General features: G+C 68.9%; 18 protein-coding genes and 1 pseudogene. 11 read left to right on the forward strand and 8 right to left on the reverse strand.

Going from position 1 to position 26263, the window contains the following annotated elements; translation table 11 throughout:
* Window positions 1-72: 72 nt before the first annotated feature.
* Complete coding sequence (locus WS92_RS03795; protein WP_242425351.1) at window positions 73-294, forward strand: hypothetical protein; 222 nt, start codon at window positions 73-75, stop codon at window positions 292-294.
* Between the two features lie 110 nt (window positions 295-404).
* Here the strand turns inward: WS92_RS03795 and tssM are convergent, their stop codons facing one another.
* From tssM to tssH, 8 genes are all read right to left on the reverse strand, one after another.
* Window positions 405-4436 carry a type VI secretion system membrane subunit TssM gene (gene tssM, locus WS92_RS03800; RefSeq protein WP_059933519.1) on the reverse strand — a complete coding sequence of 1344 codons (4032 nt, stop codon included), beginning with the start codon at window positions 4434-4436 and terminating at the stop codon, window positions 405-407.
* A gap of 29 nt (window positions 4437-4465) precedes the next feature.
* Window positions 4466-5767, reverse strand: a complete 1302-nt coding sequence (gene tssL / locus WS92_RS03805; RefSeq protein ID WP_059933516.1) for a type VI secretion system protein TssL, long form — start codon at window positions 5765-5767, stop codon at window positions 4466-4468.
* A gap of 73 nt (window positions 5768-5840) precedes the next feature.
* Window positions 5841-7187, reverse strand: a complete 1347-nt coding sequence (gene tssK / locus WS92_RS03810; RefSeq protein ID WP_015603373.1) for a type VI secretion system baseplate subunit TssK — start codon at window positions 7185-7187, stop codon at window positions 5841-5843.
* A 21-nt stretch (window positions 7188-7208) separates the two neighbouring features.
* On the reverse strand, window positions 7209-7712 hold the full coding sequence (tssJ, locus tag WS92_RS03815; RefSeq protein ID WP_059933513.1) for a type VI secretion system lipoprotein TssJ: 504 nt from the start codon (window positions 7710-7712) through the stop codon (window positions 7209-7211).
* 95 nt (window positions 7713-7807) lie between these two features.
* Window positions 7808-8293 carry an Hcp family type VI secretion system effector gene (locus tag WS92_RS03820; protein WP_006029729.1) on the reverse strand — a complete coding sequence of 162 codons (486 nt, stop codon included), beginning with the start codon at window positions 8291-8293 and terminating at the stop codon, window positions 7808-7810.
* Between the two features lie 116 nt (window positions 8294-8409).
* Window positions 8410-9909 (reverse strand): type VI secretion system contractile sheath large subunit, encoded by a 1500-nt coding sequence (tssC, locus tag WS92_RS03825; protein WP_015603710.1) that lies wholly within the window; start codon window positions 9907-9909, stop codon window positions 8410-8412.
* Between the two features lie 33 nt (window positions 9910-9942).
* Window positions 9943-10533, reverse strand: a complete 591-nt coding sequence (tssB, locus tag WS92_RS03830) for a type VI secretion system contractile sheath small subunit (protein ID WP_059933510.1) — start codon at window positions 10531-10533, stop codon at window positions 9943-9945.
* Between the two features lie 33 nt (window positions 10534-10566).
* The gene (gene tssH / locus WS92_RS03835; protein ID WP_059933507.1) at window positions 10567-13278 is read right to left on the reverse strand and encodes a type VI secretion system ATPase TssH; all 2712 of its coding nucleotides are present in this window, start codon (window positions 13276-13278) and stop codon (window positions 10567-10569) included.
* A gap of 531 nt (window positions 13279-13809) precedes the next feature.
* Here tssH and WS92_RS03840 point away from each other — a divergent pair.
* The 10 genes and pseudogenes from WS92_RS03840 to WS92_RS03885 all read left to right on the forward strand — a co-directional run bounded on the left by WS92_RS03840 (window position 13810) and on the right by WS92_RS03885 (window position 26256).
* Window positions 13810-14544 carry a TagK domain-containing protein gene (locus tag WS92_RS03840; RefSeq protein ID WP_059933505.1) on the forward strand — a complete coding sequence of 245 codons (735 nt, stop codon included), beginning with the start codon at window positions 13810-13812 and terminating at the stop codon, window positions 14542-14544.
* Window positions 14545-14597: 53 nt separating this feature from the next.
* Window positions 14598-14774 (forward strand): annotated as a pseudogene (locus WS92_RS36320) (type VI secretion system accessory protein TagJ); the annotation flags it as partial.
* Window positions 14775-14877: 103 nt separating this feature from the next.
* Window positions 14878-15459, forward strand: coding sequence for a type VI secretion system baseplate subunit TssE (gene tssE, locus WS92_RS03850; protein ID WP_015603216.1), 582 nt, complete (start codon window positions 14878-14880; stop codon window positions 15457-15459).
* A 29-nt stretch (window positions 15460-15488) separates the two neighbouring features.
* Window positions 15489-17378 (forward strand): type VI secretion system baseplate subunit TssF, encoded by a 1890-nt coding sequence (gene tssF, locus WS92_RS03855; RefSeq protein WP_059933501.1) that lies wholly within the window; start codon window positions 15489-15491, stop codon window positions 17376-17378.
* The gene (gene tssG / locus WS92_RS03860; RefSeq protein WP_009914155.1) at window positions 17378-18469 is read left to right on the forward strand and encodes a type VI secretion system baseplate subunit TssG; all 1092 of its coding nucleotides are present in this window, start codon (window positions 17378-17380) and stop codon (window positions 18467-18469) included. The genes tssF and tssG overlap by 1 nt, the downstream gene beginning before the upstream one ends.
* Complete coding sequence (tssA, locus tag WS92_RS03865; RefSeq protein ID WP_015603630.1) at window positions 18466-19566, forward strand: type VI secretion system protein TssA; 1101 nt, start codon at window positions 18466-18468, stop codon at window positions 19564-19566. The genes tssG and tssA overlap by 4 nt, the downstream gene beginning before the upstream one ends.
* Before the next feature lie 70 nt (window positions 19567-19636).
* Window positions 19637-21937: a type VI secretion system Vgr family protein gene (gene tssI, locus WS92_RS03870; RefSeq protein ID WP_059933498.1), complete on the forward strand. Its 2301-nt coding sequence runs from the start codon at window positions 19637-19639 to the stop codon at window positions 21935-21937.
* A 31-nt stretch (window positions 21938-21968) separates the two neighbouring features.
* Window positions 21969-24446 carry a DUF2169 family type VI secretion system accessory protein gene (locus WS92_RS03875; protein WP_059933497.1) on the forward strand — a complete coding sequence of 826 codons (2478 nt, stop codon included), beginning with the start codon at window positions 21969-21971 and terminating at the stop codon, window positions 24444-24446.
* Window positions 24443-25525, forward strand: coding sequence for a pentapeptide repeat-containing protein (locus tag WS92_RS03880; protein WP_059933494.1), 1083 nt, complete (start codon window positions 24443-24445; stop codon window positions 25523-25525). The genes WS92_RS03875 and WS92_RS03880 overlap by 4 nt, the downstream gene beginning before the upstream one ends.
* 71 nt (window positions 25526-25596) lie before the next feature.
* On the forward strand, window positions 25597-26256 hold the full coding sequence (locus tag WS92_RS03885) for a DUF3540 domain-containing protein (RefSeq protein WP_015602893.1): 660 nt from the start codon (window positions 25597-25599) through the stop codon (window positions 26254-26256).
* The last annotated feature ends 7 nt before the right edge of the window (window positions 26257-26263 follow it).

Raw genomic sequence — 26263 nt, forward strand, 5'->3', positions numbered from 1 at the left:
CGCAACGAATACACGATGAATCGGCTTCGGCAAGAACTGCTCGATCACTTTGAAAAGCGATTCGAGAAAACCTTGAAGCGCGCGCGCGAAACGTGTTCTTACGTCGACGTCATGCCGTCGATCGCCGAGGAGCCGAAAGGCACGCTGATCGCCACCGTCACGCTCGTCACGGTCGGAAAGGATCAGCCGGACGACGCCGAGCCGTCGCGATCCAGCGCGCTCTACGAGTATGTGCAGCGCAGCCGTTCGGGCGGCTACGAGGGCTGGCGCTGCTATCGCGACTGGCTCGACTGAAGCGGCCGCGGCGCTTGCCGTGCGAGTCGCTTCGCCGCGCGCCGTCGATGCCGCTTACGCCTGCGCCTCACGCCGAGGCGACACTTGCTGCGGCACGACGTTCGCAACGTTCACAGCGCGCGCGAGCGAACCGCCTGTGTCGCCCGCGCCTGTTGCCCATGATGCGCGGCGTCCGCGGCGGGCGGCGCGGGCGGGCTCGCCGGCGGCAGTCCGGGCGGCGCGCCGGTGTCCGCGAGATTGAACATCGGCATCGCGCCCGGGCACCGGAACGTCTTCAGCACGTCGCTCGTCAGCGGATTCGCGACGCTGCCGGTGCTCGCGATGTCGAGCACCGCCTTGCGGCCGTCGAAGTCGAGCGTGACGCGCGTGCGGCCGGGCGTCGCCGTTTCGGCCACGCGCCCCTTCTGCAACAGGCGCAGCAGCGCCCACGGGCCGTCCGTCGACACCGTCGACGTGTCGGGCCGAATCCGCGGGCTCGCGGTGAGCTCCGCGTGAACGCCGCCGCGCGGCCCCGGCCAGCTCACCGTGAACGGTGCGACGGGGCCGTGCTGATAGAGCGTCGTCTGTCCGTCGATGTCGATCGCGAGGCCCGTGATCGTCGGGTCCAGCTCGGGAATCCGGATGTCGGCCTTCCACGCCATCTGCTTCTGGCCGGGCGCGCCGAAAAACACTTCGCGGATCGCCTTCGCGTGCTGGAACGGTTCGAGATCGGGGCCCTGCACCGGCTCGGTCGCGCCGGGCAGCGTCTTGTAGCGCCACGGCCGCGTCGATGTGTCGACGAACGGCGCGAGCGTCTTCGCGAAGAAGTCGTCGATCACGCCGCCCTGCGCGAACACGCGCGTGAAATCCTCGATGCCGACGTCGCGCCTGCTGTCGGCCGCGAACGGATAGTTGCCCTCGATCGCGAGGCGGCACACGTCGCCCACCGTCGCCTGCAACTGTCGCGACAGCAACTGGCCGATGCTGCGGTTCACTTCGCGCGAGCCCTGCGCGGCGAGCTCGGTCAGCACCGCGCGAAACGGCGCGGGCATCGTCTGCGCCGCCATCTTCAGCTTCGCCGCGGTGTCGTTCGCGGGCGGCATGCTGTTGTTCGTCAGCGCGTCGTCCGCGACGGTCAGCGCCGTGTAATAGTCGTTCAGCAGGTTCGCGACCGCCTCGAGCCCGCTCTTGCCCGCCGGCGCGGCCGGCGGCGGCGTGCCCGTCTGCGTGTCCGCACGGCCCGTCACCATTTCGCGCAGGCCCGCGAAGCGGTTGTCGACGAGCTCGCGCTCGACGCGTTCCTCCGCGCGCACGCCGAGCACCTTGTCCGCTTTCTGGCTCAACTGGTCGGACGCCTTTTGCAGGAACGAGCGGTCGGCGCTCGCGACGGGCTGCGCGAGCGTCGTCTCGCGAACCGCCGCGCGCGCGAGCCGATCGAGCGGCGAATCCGGCGCCGCGAAGCTGCGCAGCACCACGAGGTCGAACGCGAGGCTCGTGCCGCCGATCGTCCGGATGTCGCCGAGAAACGCGTCCCATTGCTGCGCGTATTCCATCAGGTATTGCCGGCGGATCGCTTCGGTCAGCGGATCGTCGGCGAGCGCGATCGCATTCGCGATCTCAGCCGTTTTTTTTTGAGCGCCGCCGAGATAGGCGCGGCCCATCACCCATGCGTCGTCTTCGCGCGCGGCCTGCACGAATTCGGCGAGACGCTTGTCGAACACGCGCCGGTAGCCGTCGAACGTGAAGAGGCCGGGCACGCCGCGCGCGAGCGGCGCGCCGCTCGCGCGCGTGAACACCGTGCCGGCCTGCGGGCCGACGGCCCGGATCAGCGTGAACTCGTCGGGCGCTTCTTTCTCCATCGCCGCCTTCGCGCGCTCGTAGAGCCGCTCGGTCGCGTTGCTGCCGTCCAGAAACGCGCGCGCCTGCCGGATCAGCGCGTCGTTGCGGATCAGCGGGGATTGCACGACGCGCTCGCCGGAGAACAACTGCCCGACGTGCGCGATCATCGACGCGCGGCCGCCGAAGACCGCGGCGCTGTCGGTCCGCGCCCAGTCGTCGAGAACCCACGCCTCGACCTGCGCGGCGTCGAAGCGGGCCTTGTCGTACAGCATCAGGTAGACGCGCAGCGCGTCATACGCGGCCTTCGGATCGCGATCGGCGATCGCCTGCGACAGCACCGCCTCGATGCGTCTCACGATCTGCGGCAGCAGCAGGTTGTCCTCGAGCGCGCTGTATGTGCGCTGGCTTTCGGCGACGATGCCGGGCGGCGTGTACAAGCCGAACCGCCAGCCGCCGTCCGGCGCGGACAGGTCGAGCCCTGGGTACGCGGGCAGAGCGCGCGCTTGCGTCAGCACGTCGGGCACGGCCTCGGGCTTCGGCGTCCTGTACAACTGGCCGACCTGGGACGCGAGCGCCGTCGTCTTGCGCGCGACCGCGTCGAGATAATCGCCGTTGTTGCCCATGCTGACGCGCAGGCCGATCGCGGCCCACGCGAACAGCAGCAGCGCGAGCGCGTGACCGGCGAGGCCGAGCGTGCGCGAGCGATACTCCCACCGGAGATTCGGCTGGACGAGACGCGCGTCCGGAATGACGATCTTCGTCAGCAGATCGTGCAGGAAGAAGCTCTGGCTGGTTTCCTGCTGCGCCGCGCGCGCGGCCGCGGCCGGCGCGCGGCCCGTCGCGGCGGCGAGGCGCTGCGCGACGGTGCGCGTTTCGGCGACGATTTCGCCGCCCGTCTGCGCGGCGCTCGTGAAGTACACGCCGCGCAGCGTCGCGTGGTGCTGCGTGTCGTCGTAGCGCGAATCGACGAAGACGCAATCGATCAGTTCGCCGAGCGGGCGCGTCAGCACGAGAAATTCCTCCGCCAACGCGGCGAGCCGGCGGCGTCTTTGCGTGTCGTGCTCTTCCTGCAGGCGCGTGTTGACGCCCGCCGCGAGCCGCGCGGCCAGCTCGCCCAGCTCGTCGGCGCAGCGCGCATGGATGCCTTCGTCGGCGATGGTCTCCTTGCCGTATGGCAGCGTGAAGCCCCACGTCTGCGCGCGGCCCTCGGTGGTCAGCGAGCTGAAGTACTCGGCGAAGCCCGGCAGCCGGTCCATCTTCGTGACGAGCAGATAGACGGGAAAGCGCACGCCCAGCTCCGCGCGCAGTTCGGCGAGCCGCGCGCGCAGCGCGGCGGCTTCGGCATGGCGCGCGTTTTCGTCGGCGCTCGTCAGCGCGGCGACGTCGACGGCGAGCAGCGCGCCGTTGATCGGCTCGCGGGGGCGGTGCTTGCGCAGCATCCGAAGAAAGCCGAGCCATTCGGCCTGATCGACGGTCTGCCGCCATTGTGCTTGCCGTTCGTCGACGAACGCGAGGTTCGGCGCCGTCGCCATCGCGGCGGCGGGCGATTGCGGCACGGCCTGCGTCGACGTGCCGTGACGCGTGTAATGCCCGGCCGTGTCGATCAGCACCGCATCGTTGGTCAGCCACCAGTCGACGGAGCCGCCGTGATCCGGCAGCCCGGCCGCCGCCCGCTGCATCTGCGCCGCGACCGGAAACGACAGCCCGGCGTTGACGAGCGCGCTCGTCTTGCCCGACGCCTGCGAGCCGAGCGTGACGTACCACGGCAGTTCGTACAGATAGCGCTTGCCGCGCAACAGGCGGTCGAGCCCCCGCGCGCCGGTGCGCATGCCCTTCAGGCGCGCGATCGCGCCGGCGATCGCCGCGTTGACCGCGATCAGCCGGCTGGCCGCGGGCGATTCGTGCTGCTTGCTGCCGAACTCGAGCAGGTTCTTCAGAAAGTCCGGGTCCGTGCGCATCTTCCGCAGCAGCCGGAATGCGAGGTGCAGCGCGAACGCCGCGAGCACGACCGCGATCGCGATCGCCCGGACCGATTCCGGCGCGAACGGCGTCGCGCGGCCGAACGCGAGCAGCGGCGACGCATGCCAGATCAGCACGCACAGCAGTGCGACGAACACCACGCTCGTCGGCCAGCCCGCGAGCCACAGCAGCACGCCCGCCAGCAGCAGCACGATCGCGAGGACGCGCATGCCCGCGCCCGCGAGCGGCGTGAGCCCGCCGAACGCGACGAACGGGCCGGCGAACCAGATGACGAGCGCGACGACGAGCAGCGCGACGAACGCGAGGAACGGTCGCGACACCAGAAAGGACAGGAACTTGTTCATGTCGGGGTTCCGAGTGAGCGGGCCGCGGATCAGCGCGCGACCGTGATTTCGACGCGGCGGTTCAGCGCGCGGCCCTGCGGGGTCCGGTTGTCGCCGATCGGGTTCGCGTCGCCCTTGCCTAGCGCCTCGAGGCGGCTCGCGGGCACGCCCGCGCTCTGGAGCATCTGCATGACCTGCGTCGCGCGTTCTTCGGACAGCGCCTCGTTCGACGCGAATTGACGGCTCCTGATCGGCTGGTTGTCGGTGTAGCCGAGCACGATCACCTTGCCCGGCACTTTCGCGATCTCGGCCGCGATCTTCTTGACGAGCGGCCCGATCGTCGCGTTCACGCCGGCCGCGCCCGGCGGAAACATCGCGTCGCCGCGGAACGTCACCGAGCTGTGGCGCGCGTCCTCGTCGACACTGACCGTGCCCGCCGCGATCTCGTCGGCGAGCAGCGCCTTCAGGCGCAGCTCGGCCGGCGCGGCGGGCGGCGTCATCCGCGCGATCGCGGCGATCCGCTGCTGCACGTCGGCGCTGCGCATCGACAGCGCGTACTTGAAGTAGCCGAACAGGCCGAATGCGATCAGCGACAGCACGACGGCGGTGATCCACGCGGGGAAATCGCGCAACGGCGCGCTCCTGCTCCGGGGGCCCGGCTGCCAGTGCGGCGACAGCGCGACCGACACCGGCCCGCGTTGCGACGCGATCTCGTTGTAGAGCCGCTGGCGCACGGTCTCGTGCTTGCGCTGGCCGTCGGCTTCGTAACGGTAGCGGCCCTCGAAGCCGAGGCTCAGGATGCGATAGATGACTTCGAGCAGATCGACGTGCTCGTGCGGCGAATTCATCAGCCGGCCGATCAGCAGGTAGACCTTGTCGCCGCCCTGGCGATCCTCGTGGAACGACGTCGCGAGCCCCTCGCTGATCCACGTGCCGAGATTGCCGCCCGCCGATTTCGCCCACGACGTCTGCATCGCCGCCTCGTCGAGCGCGGTGCACAGGCAGTAGCGCGCGCCGAGCATGTGGTCGCGCCGGATGTTCGCCTGCTCGCAGAGCCGCTGGAACAGGCGCACTTCCTGTTCGAGCAGCAGGCGCAGTTGCGGGATGTCGTCGCGATCGAGCCGGTCGGGCATGTCGGCGAGCGCCCGCAGCAGCGGGCGCGCCGCTTCGAGCAGCGGATTGCGGGCGAGCCTGATCGCGGCGAGGCGGGCGGCGGGCGGCTCGCCGGCCGGCAGCGGCGGCGGATCGCGCCGCGCGAACGTGGCCGCGGCGGGATCGGACGGTTGCGGACCCGGCTGCGGACCCGGTTGCGGACCCGATACGCCCGGATGATGCACGGCTTCCGAGGTCACTGGTATGCCCCACTCTGGTTGGATTCGTCATGGCGGCCGGCGCGCACGGCCCGGCCGCTCCCCGCAGTCGCCGCTATCCGCGAATGCCCCACAGCTCCAGCTTCAGCGACGGAAATTCGCCGGCGATGTGCAACGCGAGCCCGCCGTGCCGCGCCACTTCGTCCCACAGCGGTCCGCTTCGCGCGAGCTCGTAGTAGACGTAGCCGGCGTTGAACGGAATCTGCCGGGGCGGCACCGGCAGCGCCTGCAGCGCGATGCCCGACAGATGGCTGCGCACGAGGTCCGGCAGCCGCTCGGACGGCCCCGCCTTCGCCTGCGCGGCGAACTGCTGCTGCAACAGATCGGGCGGCATCTGCGCGTGCACCGCGAGCACGACCGCGGTGAAGCCCTGCATGTCGACCGGATCGACGACCGCATTGAGCATCCCGTGCCCCTGATCGGCGAGCGCGATGCTCTGCGCGCTGCGCACGAGCACGGCGTTGAGCAGCCGGTGCGCATCGTCGACGACGGGCTTCAGGCACAGGTGCGGCGCGACGTGCTGATACGGCGGATGCGTATCGAGCGGCCGGCGTGTGTCGGTGCGCACGTAGGTCGACAGCTCGCCCGCCATGCCGATGAGGAGCGCGTACAGATCGGCGGGCGACGTCGTCGGCACGCGCTGCAGGTGTTGCAGCAGCGGCTCGTAGCGATTGAGCGTTTGCAGCAGCAGGTAGTCGGACACTTCGGCCGTCGTGCCCGCCCGGCCGTCCGCGCCCGTCAGGCGCTCGGCGAGCGCGTTCGCGCGCAGGCGCGTGAGATCGTGGATCTTCGCGAGCCAGCTCGCGAGCGTGTCGCTCGCGCCGTAGCCGACCACGGGCGGAATCAGCGTGTCGTCGAGCTCGATGCTCGCGTCCGCGCGGATCGTCTTCACGCGCGTGAGCGCGAGCCCGATCCACGCATCCGTCAGTTCCTTTTCCGGAATCAGCCGCAGGCGCAGGTTCGACAACTGGACGGTCTTCGGCCCTTGCCCGATCGAGTTCGTGTCGCGCAGATCGGTTTCGAACACGGCGTAGCGCGCGAGCGATTCGGCCGCGTGGCCGAATGCGGTCTCCTCGCCGTTCGGCACGCGGATCGGCACCGCGAGATGGATCACCTGGTCCAGGTGCTCGGGCCGGATCGTGAGCGGCGCGGGCGGCGGCGTGCTGCCCGGCGCGTCGAACGGCGTGCCGTCGGCGAACACGCCGCTCGCCGATTTCACGATGATCTTGCCGAGCGCCGGCGCCTCGCTGTCGAGGCTGAAGTGGCTGAAGCCGAAGAAGAACGGCGACAGCGGCGCCGCGCGCTTGTGCGCGTAGTGCTCGAGGTAGCGCTCCTGCTGCTGGAACAACTGCGGGCGCATGAAGAGCCCCTCGCTCCAGACGACCTTGTTATGCCAGCTCATGGTTTCGTTCCGCCGTGCATGTCATTTTCCCGTTTCGGTGATCCTGATCGCGTGCGTGTCGAGGTCGATGGTCAGCTTCAGCTTCGGCGACGAGAAGCGATACCACGCGGCATCCCGCGCGGCCGGCAGCGGATAGACCGCGCGCCACACCGAATTCGGCAGGTCGCGGTACGCGGCGACGACGCCGAGCGCGCCCGCCTCCGGATCGGCGTTGCGCCGGATCGTCCGGCGCTCGCCCGGGCGCAACTGGAAGCGCTCGCGCGCGAGCAGATCGTCGGCGAGCACGGTCTTGTCCTTGTCCTGCAGCGTGAAGAAATCGGCGGCGTTGAACGCGCCGTCGGTCTTCAGCTCGTAGACGCTCACGACGATCGGGGCCGGCCGGCTCCGGTCGTCCGGATTGACCGTGAGCGCGGCGTTCACGGCGAGGTCGAGCCGCACCGGCTCCTTCGGCCTGGCCGCGCCGCTCGCGCACGCGGCGCACGCGAGCGCGAACGCGAGGGCGGTAGCGATGGTGGTCGGACGCATTCGAGGCACGCGTTTGCTGTGAGAGGGGAATCGGTCGCGGGCGGCGCGGGCCCGGCGGGCGTCGACAACCGCCGCCGGGCCCGCGCCGCCGCCGCTCAGGCTTCCTTGTTGCCCTTGATGTCGAAGCTCGTCGTGACGGCGCCGCCGCTGCCGCCCTGCGCGTTCTGCACGACGTACTCCTGCTTCACCTTCGCGAACGACAGCGACACCGTCTCGCGGCTGCGCTCGGTATCGTCGCGGCTGCCCGACGGCCTCACGCGCGTGACGATCACGTCGCTCATCGTGAGCTTCAGGTATTCGAGCGGATTGCCGCCCGCCTTGCGCATCACGAGCACCGCCTGGTCGACGTGCTTGCCGGTCAGCGCGTACTTCATCAGGTTGGGGCTCGCGCGGTCGATCGCATGCTCGAACGCGAGATCCTTGACGCTCGCCTTGCCGGCGCCGCCGCCGCTGCCCGTGTGCATCGTCGATTCCTGCTGGATTTCCCAGTTCCAGTTCAGGACTTCGATCTCGTCCTTGTGACTGTCGTCGAGGGATTCGCCGTTGATGCCGTCGATCTTCAGAAAAATGTCCTGCGCCATTTCATTGCTCTCTTACGTGGATTGCGTGGATGACAAAAACAGCCGGCCCCGCGCGGCGCGCCGCGCGCGACGAAGGCGCGATGCCGGCCAGCCGAGGACGCCCGCCCGGCGATGCGTCAGGCGGCTTCCTTGATCGACGGCAGCTTCGCGACGAGTCGCAGCGACACGGTCAGGCCCTCGAGCTGGAAGTGCGGGCGCAGGAAGAATTTCGCCTGGTAGTAGCCGGGGTTGCCCTGCGCTTGCTCGACCACCACCTCGGCGGCGGCGAGCGGCCGGCGCGCCTTCGTGTCCTGCGACGAGTTCGCCGGGTCCGCGTCGACGTAGTTCATGATCCATTCGTTCAGCCAGCGCTGCATGTCCTCGCGCTCCTTGAACGCGCCCACCTTGTCGCGCACGATGCACTTCAGGTAGTGCGCGAAGCGCGAGCATGCGAACAGATACGGCAGGCGCGCCGACAGGTTCGCGTTCGCGGTGGCGTCGGAATCGTCGTATTCGGCCGGCTTGTGCAGCGACTGCGCGCCGATGAACGTCGCGTGATCCGTGTTCTTGCGATGCACGAGCGGGATGAAGCCGTTTTTCGACAGCTCCGCCTCGCGCCGGTCGGAGATCGCGATCTCGGTCGGGCACTTGATGTCGACGCCGCCGTCGTCGGTCGGGAACGTGTGGCACGGCAGGTTCTCGACCGTGCCGCCCGATTCGACGCCGCGGATCAGCGAGCACCAGCCATAGAGCCGGAACGACCGGTTGATGTTCACGCCCATCGCGTATGCGGCGTTCGTCCATGCGTAGCGGCGATGGTCGGCGCCGTTCGTGTCTTCCTCGAAGTCGAACTCGTCGACGGGATTCGTCAGCACGCCGTACGGCAGGCGCGCGAGGAAGCGCGGCATCGCGAGGCCGATGTAGCGCGCGTCGTCCATGTTGCGCAGCGAGTTCCACGACGCGTATTCGAGGTTCTGCGTGAAGATCTTCGTCAGGTCGCGCGGGTTCGCGAGCTCCTGCCACGATTCCATCTGCAGCACCGAAGGCGACGCGCCCGAGATGAACGGCGTGTGCGCGGATGCGGCCACCTTCGAGATCGAGCCGAGGAGATCGACGTCGGGCGGCGTGTGGTCGAAGTAGTAATCGGCGACGAGGCAGCCGTACGGCTCGCCGCCGAGCTGCCCGTACTCCTCTTCGTAGATCTGCTTGAAGAGCGGGCTCTGGTCCCACGACTGCCCCTTGTAGCGCCGCAACGTGCGGCGCAGCTCTTCCTTCGAGATGTCCATGAAGCGGATCTTCAGGCGCTCGTCGGTCTCGGTGTTCGACACCAGGTGATGCAGCCCGCGCCACGCCGATTCGAGCTTCTGGAAATCCTCGTGATGGAGGATCAGGTTGATCTGTTCGGACAGCTTGTGATCGATCTGCGCGATGATCGCGGCGATGCTCTTGTATGCGTCGTCGCTGATCGTCGCCGATTGCGCGAGCGCCTGCTCGGCGAGCGTGCGCACCGCGTATTCGACCGCTTCGCGCGCCTGCTCGGTCTTCGGCTTGAACTCCTGCGCGAGCAGTTGCGCGAAATCCGAATCCGCTTGCGGCTGGGCGTCGGCGACGGCCGTCTGGGCTTGCTGTTTTTTCATGGTTCGTTCCCCGGTATGGTGTGGGGCGGCCGGTCAGGCCGCGTCGCTGTCGCGGCCCGCCGCGTCCTTCGCGTCGTGCGCGTCGTGCGCGTCGTGCGTGTCCTGCGCGTCGGAGCCGCCAGCGAGCTGCGGCTTCGGCGCGGCCGCGAGCGACTGGAGCAGCGCCGGGTCCTGCAGCAACCGGTTGACGAGCGTCTCGGCGCCCGACTTGCCGTCCATGTAGGTCTGCAGGTTCGCGAGCTGCGTGCGCGCCTCGAGCAACTGGCGCAGCGGCCCGACCATCCGCGCGATCGCGGCGGGAGAGAAGTCCTCGATGCTTTCGAACGTCATGTCGACCATCAGTTGCCCGTCGCCCGACAGCGTGTTGTCGACCGCGACTGCGACGCGCGGCTTGATCGCCTTCATCCGCTCGTCGAAGTTGTCGATGTCGATGTCGAGGAAGCGCCGATCGGCGACGGCGGGCAGCGGCGCGACCGGCTTGCCCGACAGGTCGGCGAGCACGCCCATCACGAACGGCAGTTCGACCTTCTTTTCCGAGCCGTAGACTTCGACGTCGTACTCGATCTGCACGCGGGGCGCGCGATTGCGCGCGATGAATTTTTGAGAGCTGCTGGATGCGGACATGCGAGACTCCATGAGAGAGAGGAAACGGCAGGGCTAGCCGGCCTGCACGACGGTAAGCGGCGCGTCCGGCGCCGCCGCGCGGTTCGCGTCGCCGGGCCGGAAGACGAGCGCCTGCGGTGCCGGCGCGGCCGGATCGGCCACGCCGATGTCGATGCGCGCGAGCGCCGCTTTCGACGAAATCGCGTCGAGCCACAGCGCGGACAGGCGCGGCAGCACGTGCTGCTCGATGAATCCGATCAGCAGCCGCGCGCCGGTTTCCTGCACGAGGCAGCGCCCGACGACGTAGTCGACGACGGCGTCGTCGTATGCGAGCGCGATCCGGTGCTGGTCGGCCATGCGCGCGACGACGCGATTCAGATGCAGGCGCACGATGCGCGCGAGCGCGCGCGGTTCGAGCGGCCGGTACGGAACGACGCTCACGCGCCCGAGGAACGCGGCCGGAAAGACCTTCAGCAGTTCGGGCGCGAGCGCGTCGCGCAGCGCGGCGGCGTCGGGCGCGAGCGATGCGTCGGCGCACAGGCTCGCGGTCAGCTCCGCGCCGGCGTTGCTCGTGAGCAGGATCGTCGTGTTGCGGAAATCGATGTAGCGGCCGTCGCCGTCTTCCATGTAGCCCTTGTCGAAGACCTGGAAGAAGAGCTCGTGCACGTCGCGATGCGCCTTCTCGATCTCGTCGAGCAGCACGACGCTGTACGGCCGCCGCCGCACGGCCTCGGTCAGCACGCCGCCCTCGCCGTAGCCGACATAGCCGGGCGGCGCGCCTTTCAGGCCGGACACGGTATGAGCTTCCTGATACTCGCTCATGTTGATCGTGATCAGGTTCTGCTCGCCGCCGTACAGCGCCTCGGCGAGCGCGAGCGCCGTCTCGGTCTTGCCGACGCCCGACGGGCCCGCGAGCAGGAACACGCCGAGCGGCTTCTTCGGATCGGCGAGGCCCGCGCGCGCGGTCTGCACGCGCTCGCCGATCTGGCGCAGCGCGTCGGGCTGGCCGATCACGCGCGCTTCGAGCGTCGCGGGCAGCGCGTGCACGGCGGCGATTTCGTCTGTCACCATGCGGCCGACCGGAATGCCGGTCCAGTCGGCGACGATCTCCGCGACGATCGCCTCGTTGACTTCCGGGAACACGAGCGGCGCGTCGCCCTGGGACGTTGCGAGCGCGCGTTCGAGCTCGCGCAGCGCGGGGGCGGACGCGGCGCGCGTTTCGCCGTCGCCGGCGAGCGCGGCCTCGCGCGCGGCGAGCAGCGCGCGCGCCGCGTCGGCTTGCGCTTTCCAGCGCGCGTCGACGGCCGCTTCTTCGGCCACGAGCGCCTCGATGCGCTCGCGCGCGGCCGCGAGCGACTGCCCGGCGTCGAGGCCGATGCGCGCTTCCTGTACGAGCAGATCGTGCTCGGCGCGCGCGGCGAGCAAGCGCTGGCGCACGTGCTGCAGTTCACGGGGCGCCGCATGCTGTGACAGCGCGACGCGCGCGCACGCGGTGTCGAGGAGGCTGATCGCCTTGTCCGGCAGATGGCGCGACGGAATGTAGCGATGCGACAGCGCGACGGCGGCGCGGATCGCTTCGTCGCGAACCGTCACGCGGTGGTGCTGCGAGAACGTCCGCGCGACGCCGCGCACCATGTGGACCGCGGCCGGCTCCTCCGGCTCCGGCACCTGCAACACCTGGAAGCGGCGGGTCAACGCGGGGTCCTTTTCGATGTGCCGCTTGTACTCGGCCCACGTCGTCGCGCCGATCGTGCGGATCGCGCCGCGCGCGAGCGCGGGCTTGAGCAGGTTCGCCGCATCGCCCGTGCCGGCTTGTCCGCCCGCGCCGATCAGCGTGTGAATCTCGTCGACGAACAGGATGACGGGCGCGCCGGATTTCGCGGCGGCCTCGAGCACGCCTTTCAGCCGCGATTCGAATTCGCCTTTCATGCTCGCGCCGGCCAGCAGCGCGCCGACGTCGACGCTCATCAGGCGCACGTCGGCGAGCTTCGGCGGCACGTCGCCGCTCGCGATCGCGAGCGCGAGGCCCTCGACGACCGCCGTCTTGCCCACGCCCGCCTCGCCCGTGAGCAGCGGATTGTTCTGTCGGCGCCGCAACAGCACGTCGATCATCGTGCGGATTTCAAGCTCCCGCCCGACGACGGGATCGATGTCGCCGCCGCGCGCACGCGCGGTCAGATCCGCGCAGTACTGCTCGAGCGGCGAGCCCTTCGACTCGGCGCGCGCCGCACCGGACGCGTCGCCCGGCGACGCGGGCGAGAAACCGCTGTTGTCGTACGGCGCGTCCGCCGCTTCCGGGGAGCCGTCCGTCCACGCGGGCAGCACGTCGTCGAGCTCGTCCTGAGGAATCCTCGAGAACGTCGGCGAAATGGAGAGCAGCACGCGCCGCAGTTCCGGCGTATCGACGAGCGCGGCGACGAGCCACGCGCCGCGGATGCGCCGGTCGCCGAAGCGCAGCGTCGCGAGCACCCACGCGCGCTCGATCGCGGTCTCGACGTGATGGGAGAAATCGCTGATCGAGCTTGCCCCGGCCGGCAGCGCGGCGAGCGCGCGCGCGATGTCGCGATCGAGCGTGTCGCGGTCGATGCCGGCATGCCTCACGATCCGGTGGAGGTCAGAGTCGGCCTGCAGCAGCAGTTGCTGCAGCCAGTGAACCAGCTCGACATACGGATTGCCGCGCAGCTTGCAGAAAACCGTAGCCGATTCGATTGCCCTGAAGAGCGTGCCCCCGAGTTTTCCGAACAGCGCCTGACGCGAGATCGCCATGTACAGATCCTTTTTTGTCTGCGTCGCCGTTTTCCTGATAAACGACGAGCATCAATCAATTTATCCAGCGCGGCAATTGGCGAAATTCGATCCGTTCAATTGCGCCTGTTTGGTCTTATTGAATTGACTTTGGTCGATTGAATTATTTTGAGGCGATGTGGCTTCGGTCAACTACCATAAATGGTAAGGCGATCTCTCGCCTAAAAATAGAAAGACAAACTGTTCTATCCGGCGAATCGTCAAACTGTTAAAAATTGCAAAGACCGTATTGGCGGTGATGGACAGCCGTATTTCTCCAGGCGCACACTGTTTTCGCGCATTCGCCGTGCGCCGCGAGACGTCCAATGAAAACAGCGTCGGGCCCGTAAATAAACCGGCCCGCAAGCCGGTGGAGCTGAATAATGCGCGCGAATCCGATATTGGGATTTATGAGATAAGGCGGGGTGCGTTGAATCTGCTTTAATGAGATAGTGGGTCCGGGAATATTCCGGGGGGTGGGCTTGATAATCATTTTGGCTAATCGGATTCGTCATGCGTACTTTTAAATTGTTTCGCCTCGGCAGGGCGGATTCCGGGCGCGCGGACGCGCCGCCGCCGCGCGATGCCGCACCGTTTTCCGCCGATTGCGGCACGGGCCGCAATACGGACTGCAATACGGACTGCAATACGGGCGCGCGAATCGCCGAAGCGCGGCCGGCGTGCGCGCCGGAAGCCGGCCGGCATGACGCCACGGATGACGGCGACGCGGTTTTCGGCCTGATCGGCGCCGCGATCGCCACCGAAGCGCTCGGTGTGCGGCAGGACGATACGTCCGCTGGCGTGCCGACTCCGGGCGGTCCGGCCCAGGCCCGGGACCTGTTGCACGCGCTGTACGAGCAGTATTGCCGCGTGCTCGACGATCCGCGGGCGTCGCTCGCGAGCGACGACGCGGCCCGCATCGCGATCGAGCGCACGCGCGAGGCGCAGCCGCCGAGTGACCTGCACCGGCCGGTCGAAGGCGCGGATTCGATCGATGCGCTGCTGACCCAGGCGCGCGTGCTGGACGACGTCTTCGGCCAGCTCGGGCCGGGCGAGACGCCCGATCCGGCGGACGCGGAGCCGGTTCCGGAGGTGCTGCGGCTCTTCGCGCCGGCCGAATACCACGTCGCGTCGGCGCGCAGGCCGGCCGGCTTGCCGCCCGCGCTCGCGCGGCGCGAGCATCAGACGCTCGCGATCGACAGTCCGCTGCCGGCGCCCGTCGCGACCCCGGAGCACGACGCACGATGACGACGCCGATCTCTCCCGATTCGTCCGGCGCACGCGCGACAGGCCGGCTGCAGGACAGGCCGCTCGTCGTGGGGCGCGCGCCGCATGCGCCGTTCGACTGGACCGCCGACAGCGATTCGCGATTCGGGCCGGTCTGCGAAGTCGTGACCGCCGGGCATTATCGTTGGCTGCCGCTTTCGGACCCGGCCGGATGGCGGCTCGCGCGCCCCGGCACGCTGCTCGATCTGATCGAGCTGGACGCGTGCGCATTCGGCGAGCGCGCACCCGCGGGCGAGGCAATGGGCGGAGCGACAGGCGCCGCGGCGCATCGCGCGCGCGGCGGGGAGGATTCCGATGGACGAGCATGACAAGCGCCCGGCCGCGCCACGCGGCGGCCACGATGCGCCTGTGCGCGGCGAAGGCGTCGCGGCGCCGCGCCGCGCGAACACGCATCTGCTGCCGACGTTGATCGACCGCCTGCGCGACGACGCGCCGCAACGCCAGACCGAAGCGCCCGGCGAATACGCGGTCACGCGCATGCAGATGCGCGGCATCGTCCAGCGGGATCTCGCGTTCCTGCTCAATACGACGAGCATCGACGAGCGCATCGACCGCGAGCGCTACCCGGCCGCCGCCGCGTCGACCGTCAACTTCGGCATGCCGCCGCTTGCCGGCGCGTTCCTCGCGTCGTGCAAATGGGCCGAGATCGAACGGATCGTCCGCCGCGTGATTCTCGATTTCGAGCCGCGGCTGATCGCCGGGACGCTCGTCGTCGCGCCGTCGAAGGGCGTCGACGCGGGCGAGCGCTCGAACGTGCTGTCGTTCGAGGTGCGCGGCATGATTCGTATGGATCCCTATCCGATCGAATTCATGGTGCAGAGCGCGCTCGATCTCGAAACGAGCCAGGTCAACGTCACCGGCATGCGCGCGAGCTGACGCGCGGGCCGGAAAAACGGGGGGACACGGTGGAACCGCAACTGCTCGACTACTACAACCAGGAACTGATCTACATGCGCGAGCTCGCCGCCGAGTTCGCGCACGCGCACCCGAAGATCGCGCGGCGCCTCGGGATGCAGGCGGGCGAAGTGGCCGATCCGTACGTCGAGCGGCTGATCGAATCGTTCTGCTTCATGGCCGCGCGCATGCAGATCAAGCTCGACGCGGAATTCCCGCGCTTCACGGGCCGCCTGCTCGAAGTGCTGTACCCGAACTACGTCGCGCCGACGCCGTCGATGGCAGTCGCGCGCCTGTACCCGAGCCGCACCGAGGGCAATCTCGCGGAGGGCTTTCGCGTCGCGCGCGGCACCGCGTTCACGGCGCGCGTGCCGGCCGGCGAGAAGACTGCGTGCCAGTTCCGCAGCGGCCAGGACGTGACGCTCTATCCGCTCGAGATCGCCGACGCGCGGCTGACGGGCATTCCGCCCGATATCCCGGCGCTCGACCGCTACGTGCCGGCCAACGTGCAGGTGCGCGGCGCGCTGCGCCTGCGGCTGCGCACGACCGGCAACGTGCGCATCGCCGATCTGAAGGGCCTCGACCGGCTACCGCTGTATCTCGCGGGCGACCCGCAAGTCGCGTCGCACCTGTTCGAGCTGCTGCACGTGGCCGGCGTCGCGACGCTCACGGCCGCGCCCGGCGAGTTCGCTGCGCCGGGCCGGCCGCTTGCGGCCGTCACCGTCGGCGCGCTCGCTCACGAAGGGCTCGGCGTCGACGAGGGGCTGCTGCCGCTCACGTGGTCGAAGTTTCATGGGCACAACCTGCTGCACGAATACTTCGCGTGCCCGGAGCGCTTCCATTTCGTCGCGCTGACGGGGCTCGAAGAAGGGCTGCGGCGCATCGCCGGCCAGGAGGCCGAGATCGTCGTGCTGCTCGACCAGTCGCCCGAGCGGCTCGCGGACGTCGTCGACGCGTCGCGCTTCGCGCTGTTCTGCACGCCGGTGATCAACCTGTTTGCGCGCCACACGGACCGGATCGAATTGTCGACGGGACAGACCGAGTTCCATCTGGTGCCGGCCCGCCTCGCGCCGCTCGACTACGAAGTGTTTTCCGTCGAGGCGATGTACGGGCAGGTCGCCGCGACGTCCGCCGAACTCGAATTCCGGCCGCTGTACCAGACGCTGAACGACGACGAGAGCAACTATGGACGCTATTTCTCGACGCGGCGCGAGCGCCGGCTCGTGTCGGATTCCGCGCGCCGCTACGGCACGCGCACGCCGTATGTCGGCACGGAGATGTTCGTGTCGCTCGTCGACCAGAACGAGGCGCCTTACAGCGAGGACATCCGCTACCTGTCGGTCGACGCGCTGTTGACGAACCGCGACTTGCCGAGCCTCGTGCCGCGCGACGGCGTGCGCGATCTGACGGTGGTCGAATCCGCGCCGATCGACAGCGTCGGCCTGATCCGCGCGCCGTCCGCGCCGAAGGCGCCGTATGCGGAGCGCGAGATCGCGTGGCGGCTGATTCGCCAGTTGAACTTCAACTACCTTCCGCTCGACGAGCTCGACCATCGCGCGGGCGGGCAGGGCTTGCGCGGCCTGCTGCGGCTGTTCCTCGCGGGCGACGAGGCCGACAACCGGCGGCAGGTCGAAAGCCTCGTCGGCGTGAAGACGCGGCCCGTCACGCGCAAGCTGCCCGGCGCGGGCCCGCTCATGTTCGGGCGCGGCGTCGAATGCGCGCTGACCGTCGACGAAACGGGATTCTCCGGCGTGAGCCCGTATCTGTTCGGGCTCGTGCTCGAGCACTATCTGGCGCGGCACGTGTCGATCAACGTCTTCACGCAGACCGAGCTGAACTCGATCCAGCGCGGGCGCGTCGCGCGCTGGCCGGTGCGCATGGGCGCGCGGGGAGGCGCGTGATGGCGCACGACAGGACGGAGAATGTCGTCCGCGACGCGGCGCTGTCGCCGCGGATGCTCGAACGGCTGCGCGCTGAGCCGTGGCGCTACGGCTTCCTGACGCTGCTGCGATGCATCGGCGCGGACGCGCGCATCGATCCGATCGGCAAGGCGCGGCGCCCGCAGGCGGAGCCGTTTCGTCTCGGCCAGCAGCCGAGCCTCGCATTCGCGCCGCGCGAGATCGCGAGCGTCGGCGACGCGAACGGGCGCCTCAAGGTGCGGCTCTTCGGGCTCGGGATGCTGGGGCCGAACGGGCCGCTGCCGATCCACGTGACCGAGATCGCGCGCGACCGCGAGGAGAGCCGGCGCGATCCGACGCTCGGCAATTTTCTCGACATCTTCCATCACCGCTATCTGACGCTGCTGTATCGCGCGTGGGCGTCGGCGCAGGCGGCGGCCGGCCTCGATCGTCCGGATGACGAACGGTTTTCGTTCTACGTCGCGAGCCTCACCGGCCAGGACGTCGACGAGATCGGCGCGCGGCCGCTGCCCGCGCATGCGCGGCTCGCCGCATCGCCGCACCTGGTGCGCGAGGCGCGCAACGCGGACGGCCTGCGGATGACGCTCGAGCGTTACTTCGGCGTGCCGGTGACGCTCGAGGAAAACGTATTTCACTGGATTGCCGTCGATCCGCTCGAGCACAGCCATCTCGGCAAGCCGGGCGATGCGTCGACGATGGCCGAAGGCGCGATGCTCGGCGAGCTGGTGCCGGACCGGCAACACAAGTTCCGGCTCGTGTTCGGGCCGCTCGACATCGACGCCTACCTGCGCTTCACGCCGCAGGGCGAGGATTTGCCGCGCCTCGTCGAATGGGTGCGGGCGTTCGTCGGCTACGAGTTCGAATGGGAGCTCGAACTGCGGATCAAGCCGAACGGCGCGCCGCCCGCCGTGATGGGCGGCCCGCATCAGCTCGGCTGGTCCGGCTGGCTCGGCCGCTCGCCGTCCGGCGAGCCAGTGACGGGCATGCGCTTCGAGCCCGAGCAGTATGCGGACCGGTTCGCGCGCGGCGCGGCCCGGCCCGCCCGATCGCGCGGCATGCGAGGTGAACGATGACCAGCAGCAGAAAACCGGCCGGCAAGGCGGCCGCCGCGCGCACGCCGAAGCCCGACGACTGGATGGCGCCCGTCGATCCGGCGGCGCCGTGCGGCGCGGACCTTGAATACGATCCCGAGTTCGTCGTGCTGTCGGCGAAGGCCGCGCCTCGCGCCGAGGCGCAGTACGGGGATTTCGTCGGTTCGCCGGAGCCGGTGAACTGGAGCGACGTCGAGCGCGATTGCCGGCGGCTGATGATGCGCAGCAAGGACATGCGCCTCGCGGTGCTGTTCGCCCGGAGCCGGACCCGGCTGGCCGGCGCGGCGGGGCTCGCGGAAGGCGTCGGATTGCTCGCCGCGTGGCTCGGCGCGTTTCCCGATGCGATTCACCCGCAACCCGACGTCGATGCGGATCGCGACGCGGCGCTGGAGATCCGGCGCAATGCGCTGCAGGCGCTCACCGATGCCGACGGGCTGATGGCGGACGTGCGCGAGATCGCGCTGACCCGGTCGACCGCGACGCGCCTGCAGGTGCGCGACGTGGAGCGCGCGTTCGCGCAACCGCGGCCCGGCGATGCGCTCGCGCCGGAATCGGTCGTGCGTCAGCTCGACGATCTGCACGCGCAGCAGCCGGCGGTCCTGGCGGGCTTCGCCGATGCGCTCGCGGGGCTGGCCGCGATCGATGCGTGGAGCGGCGAACATCTCGGCGATTACGCACCCGACCTGTCGGCGCTCGAAGCGCTGCTTCGCCAGATCGCGGGCGCGAGCGCCGATCGCACGGCCGCCGCGCCGATCGCGCCGGCCGAGGCCGACGTGTCGCCGGCGAACGAAGCGGCGGCCATGCACGCGGACGAACCGCCGGCGGCGCAGCGCGAACGCGCGGCGGCGGAGCCGACCGCGGCGCCTGTCGCGCGCGCCGCCGCCGCGGCGCCGGCGGATCGTTACGCCGCGCGCGAGCTGATCCGGCAGGCGCGCCAGTGGTTCGAGCAGCACGAGCCGAGCAGCCCGATTCCGATACTGCTCAGGCGTGCGGAGCATTTCGTCGGCAAGCGCTATGCGGACGTGGTACAGGCGATCCCCGCCGAGCTGCTTGCGCTATGGAGCGCGGACGAAGCGTGAGCGCAGCCGGTGCGCGAAGCGCGCGGCCGGAACGATTCATCGGTTCATACCGTTTGTGGAGAGATCAGCCATGCCGAATTTTTCCGCCGCCCGTACCGTGTCGGTGAGCGGCCCCGCCGTGCCGATGTCGCCCGCCGGCGAACCCGCGCTCGAACTGAGCGCGATCCGCGGCAACGAGACGCTGTCGGAGATCTATTCGTACACGCTCGATTGCCTGACGCCGCCGGACCCGATGCTCACCGGCGAGCGGGCCGCGAATCTCGATCTGAAGGCGATGATCGGCAAGGCGCTGACCGTGACCGTCCGGCTCGAAGGCATGGGCTCGTTCGTGCCCGGCATGCCGGGCATGGCGGGCGCGGCCAACATCGGCCAGGGCAGGCGCGAGATCAGCGGCATCGTGACCGGCGCGCGCTTCGAGGGCCAGTTGAACCGGCAGTGCCGCTACCGGCTCACGATGCGGCCGTGGATCTATCTGGCCGACCAGCGATCGGACTACCGGATCTTCCAGAACCGGAGCGTCGACGAGATCGTCGACGAAGTGCTGAACGCGTATTCGTACTCGTACGACAAGCGCCTGAGCGGCCGGTATCCGAAGCTCGGCTACCAGGTGCAATACGGCGAGACCGATTTCGCGTTCATCCAGCGGCTGATGCAGGAGCACGGCATCTACTGGTTCTTCGAGCATTCGAACAAGGTGCACCGGATGGTGCTTGTCGATCATCTGGGCGCGCACAAGCCGGTGGAGAGCGTTGCGTACCGCACGCTGCGCTATTACCCGCCCGGACACAAGATCGACGCCGAATACATCGACACGTTCGGCACCGAGGAGCGCATCCAGCCGGGCCGCTGGACGACGGACGATTTCGATTTCGAGAAGCCGAACGCGGACCTCGGCGTCGAGAACGCGCTGCCGCGGGACACCGCGCATAACGAGCTTGAACGTTACGAGTGGCCCGGCGACTACACGGACCGCGAGCACGGCGAGCACTTCGTGCGCGTGCGGATGGAGGAAGTGCGCGCACGGGGCGAGCGCGCATCGGGCGGCGGCAATGTGCGCGACATCGTGTGCGGCACGACGTTCTCGCTCGAAGGCTGTCCGCACGCGAGCGCGAACCGCGAGTATCTGGTGCTCGGCGCGACGTTCACGGCGACGGAGACGGGCGGCGCGTCGGGCCCCGACGAATACCGGATCAATACGTCGTTCGTCGCGCAGCCGGCGACCACCGCGTTCCGGCCGGCGCGCACGGTGCGCAAGCCGCGCACGCGCGGGCCGCAGACGGCGATCGTGACCGGCCCGCGCGGGCAGGACATCTGGACGGACCAGTACGGCCGCGTGAAGCTGAAGTTCCATTGGGACCGCTCGCCCGTCGACGACCAGAATTCGTCGTGCTGGGTGCGCGTTTCGTATGCGTGGTCGGGCAACAACTACGGCGGCGTCAACGTTCCGCGCGTGGGCTCGGAAGTGATCGTCGATTTCGAGCACGGCGATCCGGATCGGCCGCTCGTGACGGGGCAGGTGTATAACGCGCTGCACATGCCGCCGTGGCGGTTGCCGGAGAACGCGACGCAAAGCGGCTTCATGACGCGCTCGCCGGCCGGCAGCGGCGAGAACGCGAACATGCTGCGCTTCGAGGACAAGGCGGGCGCGGAGCAGGTCAAGCTGCACGCGGAGCGCAATTACGATGTGTCGGTCGAGCGGGACGCGACGACCACCGTCGGACGCAAGCATCTGACGCTCGTCGGCGTGGACCTGATGCCGGTGATGTCGACGCGATCGCCGCTGGATCGGTTGATCGATCTGCTGCGCACGGGCGGCGCGGCGAGCCCGGCTTCGACGGAGCGGCAGGCGGCCGCCCGCGAGCGCCCGCTGCCGCAACAGCGGCAGCAACAGCGGCAGCCTTATCAGCAATTGAAGCAGCAGCGCCAGATGCAGCGCGCGGGCGGGTTTCAGGCGCTCGCGGCGAACGTGGCGATGGCGTTGCAGCAGATCGTCGCGGTGCTCACGGACCCGTTCACGACCGCATCGGTGAGCACCGTGCAGGGGGCTTCGACGTCGGTCGTGTTCGGCGATGCGAAAGGCGTGCACGTTGGAGACACCGTCACGGTCACGAGCGGGAATGCGCATTCGGAGGTCAACGGAACGGCGTCGTCGAAAGACGTGAACAGCGTCTCGCTGAAAGGCACGGCGACCAGTCTCACGGGAATCAGCACTTCTGAAACCGGTGCGAGCATCAACACGACGGGGCTCTATGTCGCAACGAACGGCGCGAGCGTGACGACGACCGGATTCAGCGCAGCCGAAACGGTCGTGCAGATCGCCAACAAGACGCAGGAATGCGAATTCATCAAGGGCATCAAGATCTCGATGTGAACGCGCACGCGCGCGAACGCCACCGCACCCCATGAAAATCGTCAAACCACTTGCAATCAGCCCGCTGACCCGCGTTTACCGGATGCACGGCCAAGAGCATCTCGGCGTCGCCGCGCTGATGGTCGCGACGCTCGGCGACACGCCGAAACTGCTGGCCGAAGCGGAGCTCTGGCGTCTGGCCGGCGACGAGCTGCGCGGCTACACGCTCGACATGGCGTTGCCGAAGGCGTGCCCGGAATTTCTCGTGTCCGGATACGCGTATGGAAGGTATGCGAACGATTCGGACGCCGGCGCGTGCGAAGTGGGGATTCGCATCGCCGGCGTCGAGAAGCGGCTGCGCGTATCTGGCGACAGGCAATGGGCCGGCGCGCGCATCACCGCGCCGCAGCCTTTCGAGCGGCTGCCGATCGATTGGGATCGCGCCTACGGCGGCGCGGATTGCGCGGACAACCCGCGAGGCCGCGGCGCGCACGCGCGGGAGGGCGCGCCGCGCGATCTGCCGAACATCGAATACGCGCACAGTCCGATGCGCTTCCCGGACGAGCGACCCACGCCCGCCGGCTTTTGTCCGATCGACGCGACGTGGCCCGAGCGCGCGGCCCTGTACGGCGAGCTCGATCAGCAATGGCGGGAAGAGGATTGCCCGGGTTTCCCGCGCACGCTCGATCCGCGCTACTTCAACATCGCGCCGAGCGATCAGCAACTGCCCGGGCGAGTGGAATTCCCGGACGGCGCGACCTATGCGCTGACGCACCTGCACCCGGAGCGCGCGCGGCTCGCCGGCAGCCTGCCCGCGCTGCGGGCGAGATCGTTCGTGGTCCGCAACGGCAGCGACATGCCCGAGGAAATTCCGATGCGATTGACGACCGCCTGGTTCGTTCCGCATCGCGAGCGCGTGCTGCTGATCTATCACGGCGTCACGGTCGTCCGCGCGTTCGATGCGAGCGACGTGCAAACGGTGCTGTTCGGCGCGGATGCGAGCGGGCACGCGAGGCCGCTCGATTGGTATCGGCAGGTGATCGAGTGGCGCACGCGGCACGACAAGGCGGCGCTGTACGCGCTGCGCGATCAGGATCTGTTGCCCGAGCACGCTCTGCAGCCCGATGTTCCGGCGATGGCCGATGCGATGCCGCAGAGCGTGAGGCAACGGCAGCTTCGGGAGCGGCTGAGCGTCTTTCCGGACGCCCCGCAAGCGCAGACGCCGAGCCCCGGCCGACTGGCCGAGTTCGTCGAGCGTCAGGAGGCGCTTGCCGACGAGAAGCGCGCCGCGCTGGAGGCCATGCGGCACGAACTGGCGACCAGCGAAGTGTTTTCGGCCGGGCGGCGGCGCGGTCCGCCGGCCCGCACGGCGCCCGTCGAAGAGGATGGCACACGGCATGCGGGCGCTTCGTCCGATCCGCCCGGCATCCGGCAAATCCAGCGCGATGCGGACGAACGTCTTCGCGAGCTATACCGGCGGTCCGCGCAACATCAGGACGCGCCGGCCCGGCTGAACGGCGCGGCCGCGCAATCGCGCCGCGAATTCGTCGCGGCCGCCGCCGCCGCGGGGCGATCGCTGGAAGGCGTCGATCTGACGGGCGCGGATCTCTCCGGAATGGACTTGCGCGGCGCGCGGCTGGCCGGCGCGATGCTCGAAAACGCCGATCTGAGCGGCGCCGATCTGACGGGCGCGGTGTTGTCGCGCGCGGTGCTCGTGCGCGCCAACCTGGCACGGACGAAGCTCGTCGACGCGGACCTGACGGCGGCCAATCTTTCGCTCGCGGACTGCGAGCAGACGGACTTCTCCGGCGCCGATTCGAGCGACGGCATTTTCGAGCGCGTGCACTTGCGAGACTGCCGCTTCAACGGCGGCTTGCTGGCGAACACGCGCTTCGACGCGTGCCGCTTCGATGCCGTCGATTTCGGTCACGCCGTGCTGCGCGATCTGATCTTCATCGAGCAATCGTTCGACAGCGTGAGCTTCTCGGATGCGACGATCCGGAAGATGCTGCTGATGAACTGCCCGCTTGCCGACGTGCGGTTCTCGTCGGCGAGCATCGACGGATTCGGGATCGTCGGCGCACAGGCGAGCGGCCAGCTTCGCTTCGATCGCGCGAGCATGAGCAAGGCGTGTTTCGTCGCGCACTGCGACATCGGGCGTGCCGATTTCTCGTTCGCGACGCTGACGGAAGTCAATTTTCGCGAAGCGCGGCTCGGCGAAGCGAGCTTTCGCGGCGCGCGCATCGGCAGTTGCGATTTCACCGACGCGTGCCTGCGTGCAGCCGATTTCCGCGGCGCGAAAGCGCAGGGCAGTCATTTCGTGCGCGCCGATTTCACGCGAGCCGATCTTCGGGACACCGATCTGATCGCCGCCTATCTGCGCGGCGCGACGCTGGACGGCGCGGATCTGCGGCGGGCCAACCTGTTTCGCGCGAACCTCTCGCAGATCCTGGCCGATGCCGAGACGCGCTGGGAAGACGCCTACCTCGGCCGGGCGGTGCGGTTTCCGCTGGCGCAGGTGCGCACATGAGCACGCGCGCGGCGCAGTTGCTCGACGAGATTCGTCGCGGCCACGCGATCCGCGACGTCGCGATCGAGTCGACCCGCCTCGACGGGCACGACTGGTCGGGCGGCGTATTCGAGCGCGTCCGGTTCATCGGCGTCTCGATGCAGCGCGTGCGGCTCGGCGAAGCCGTTTTCAGCGAATGCCTGTTTCGCGATGTCGACATGCGGCATGCGGACTTGTCGCGATGCACGTTCGACAAGTGCCGGCTCGAACGCGTCGATCTTTCGGAAAGCGAACTTCACGAGTGCATGATGCATTCGACTCACGCGGCCGGCGCGAATTTTTCCGGTGCGCGCGCGAGCGGTTTCCATTGCGTGAAGAGCGACATCGGCGAGTGCCGGTTCGATGGCGCGCGGATCGAATCCTCGGTGTTCAGCGACACGCGGCTCGCGCGCGCCGACTTCACGCGGGCGGTCGTGCGCAAGGCGGTCTTCTATCAGCTCGATCTGACGTCGGCTGTTCTCGCCGATGCGACGTTCGACGACGCCGTTTTTGCCGAAGCGAATTTGGCCGGCCAGCGTTTGCGCGGCCAACGGATGCATCGCTGCCAGTTCGTCGGCGCGGATCTTCGCGATGTCGATTTCACCGGCGCGAGCCTTGCCTGCTGCAATTTTCAGCGCTCCAGGCTGGCGGGGGCGCGACTGGATGACGCCGATGCGCCGGATACCGTTTTCTTCGAAGCCGACGCCGCCGGCGCGATGTGCCGCCGCGCTGCGCTGCGCGGCAGCATCTGGGTTCAGGCCGATGCGCGGCGCGCCGATTTCACCGGCTCGGCGCTGGACGGGGCGGTGTTTCAGCGCGCAACGTGCACGGGCGCGCGCTTTTCGCGGACGAACCTCGAGGGAGTGGATTTTTCGTACGCGGATCTGACCGAGGCCGTGTTCGACGAAGCCGGCTTCGCGCGGACGGCGTTTCATGGCGCGACGGCGCCCGACATCGCATGGCGCGATCATCCGGGCGCCGTCGCGTGCGATCCGGAATTGTCGGCGGCGCAGGCGTGGTCGCGGCAAAGGGATGAGCAAGGGCGGCGTGAGGACCATTGAGCGCGGTGCGGACGCGGCGCCGGGCGCATCGCCGCGTTGTTATTCAGTCATTCGAAATAGAAGGAAAGAAGATGAGCACAATCGAAGCGGAAGCGGATATCCACGGCCAGTCGTCCGCGCGGGACAAGGCGGGCACCGTGGTCGGCGCGCTGCCGGACGGCGTGTATGTGGTCGCATGCGGCGGCGCGAAGATGCGTTGCCGGCGCGCGTTTAGCTGTCTTGTCGAGCCGCGGATCGGCGATCGCGTCGTCGTGTCCGGCGCGGACAGCCGATGCGTCTACGTGACGGCGATTCTGGAGCGGCCGAATGCGCACGGCGTGCATCTGCGCGTCGACGGCGACCTCGTGCTGGATGCCACGCGGGACGTATGCCTGAAGAGCGGCGATGCGCTTCGCGTCGCGAGCCGCGAGCAAGTGTCGATCGAGACGCAACGGCTGACGATGTCGGCGCAACAGGCGTCGCTGTCTTCCGACGAGACGACGCTGACGAGCGCGGCGCTCGACGGCCGGCTCGGCAAGGTCCGTCTGATCGGCCGGCTGCTGGAGACGGTAATGGATCACGTCGCGCAATCGTGCCGAAGCAGTTTTCGCTCGGTGGAAACCGTCGAGCATCTTCGCGCGTCGCATATCGATCACGCCGCGACCGAAAGCATGCGTCTGCATGCGAAGCACACGCTGCTCACGGCAGAGAAGCTGTCGAAGATCGACGCCGCGCAGATTCATCTGGGTTAGGAGGAAG

Origin of the sequence: Burkholderia sp. MSMB1588 (assembly GCF_001546925.1) — a bacterium.
Lineage (GTDB): Bacteria > Pseudomonadota > Gammaproteobacteria > Burkholderiales > Burkholderiaceae > Burkholderia > Burkholderia humptydooensis.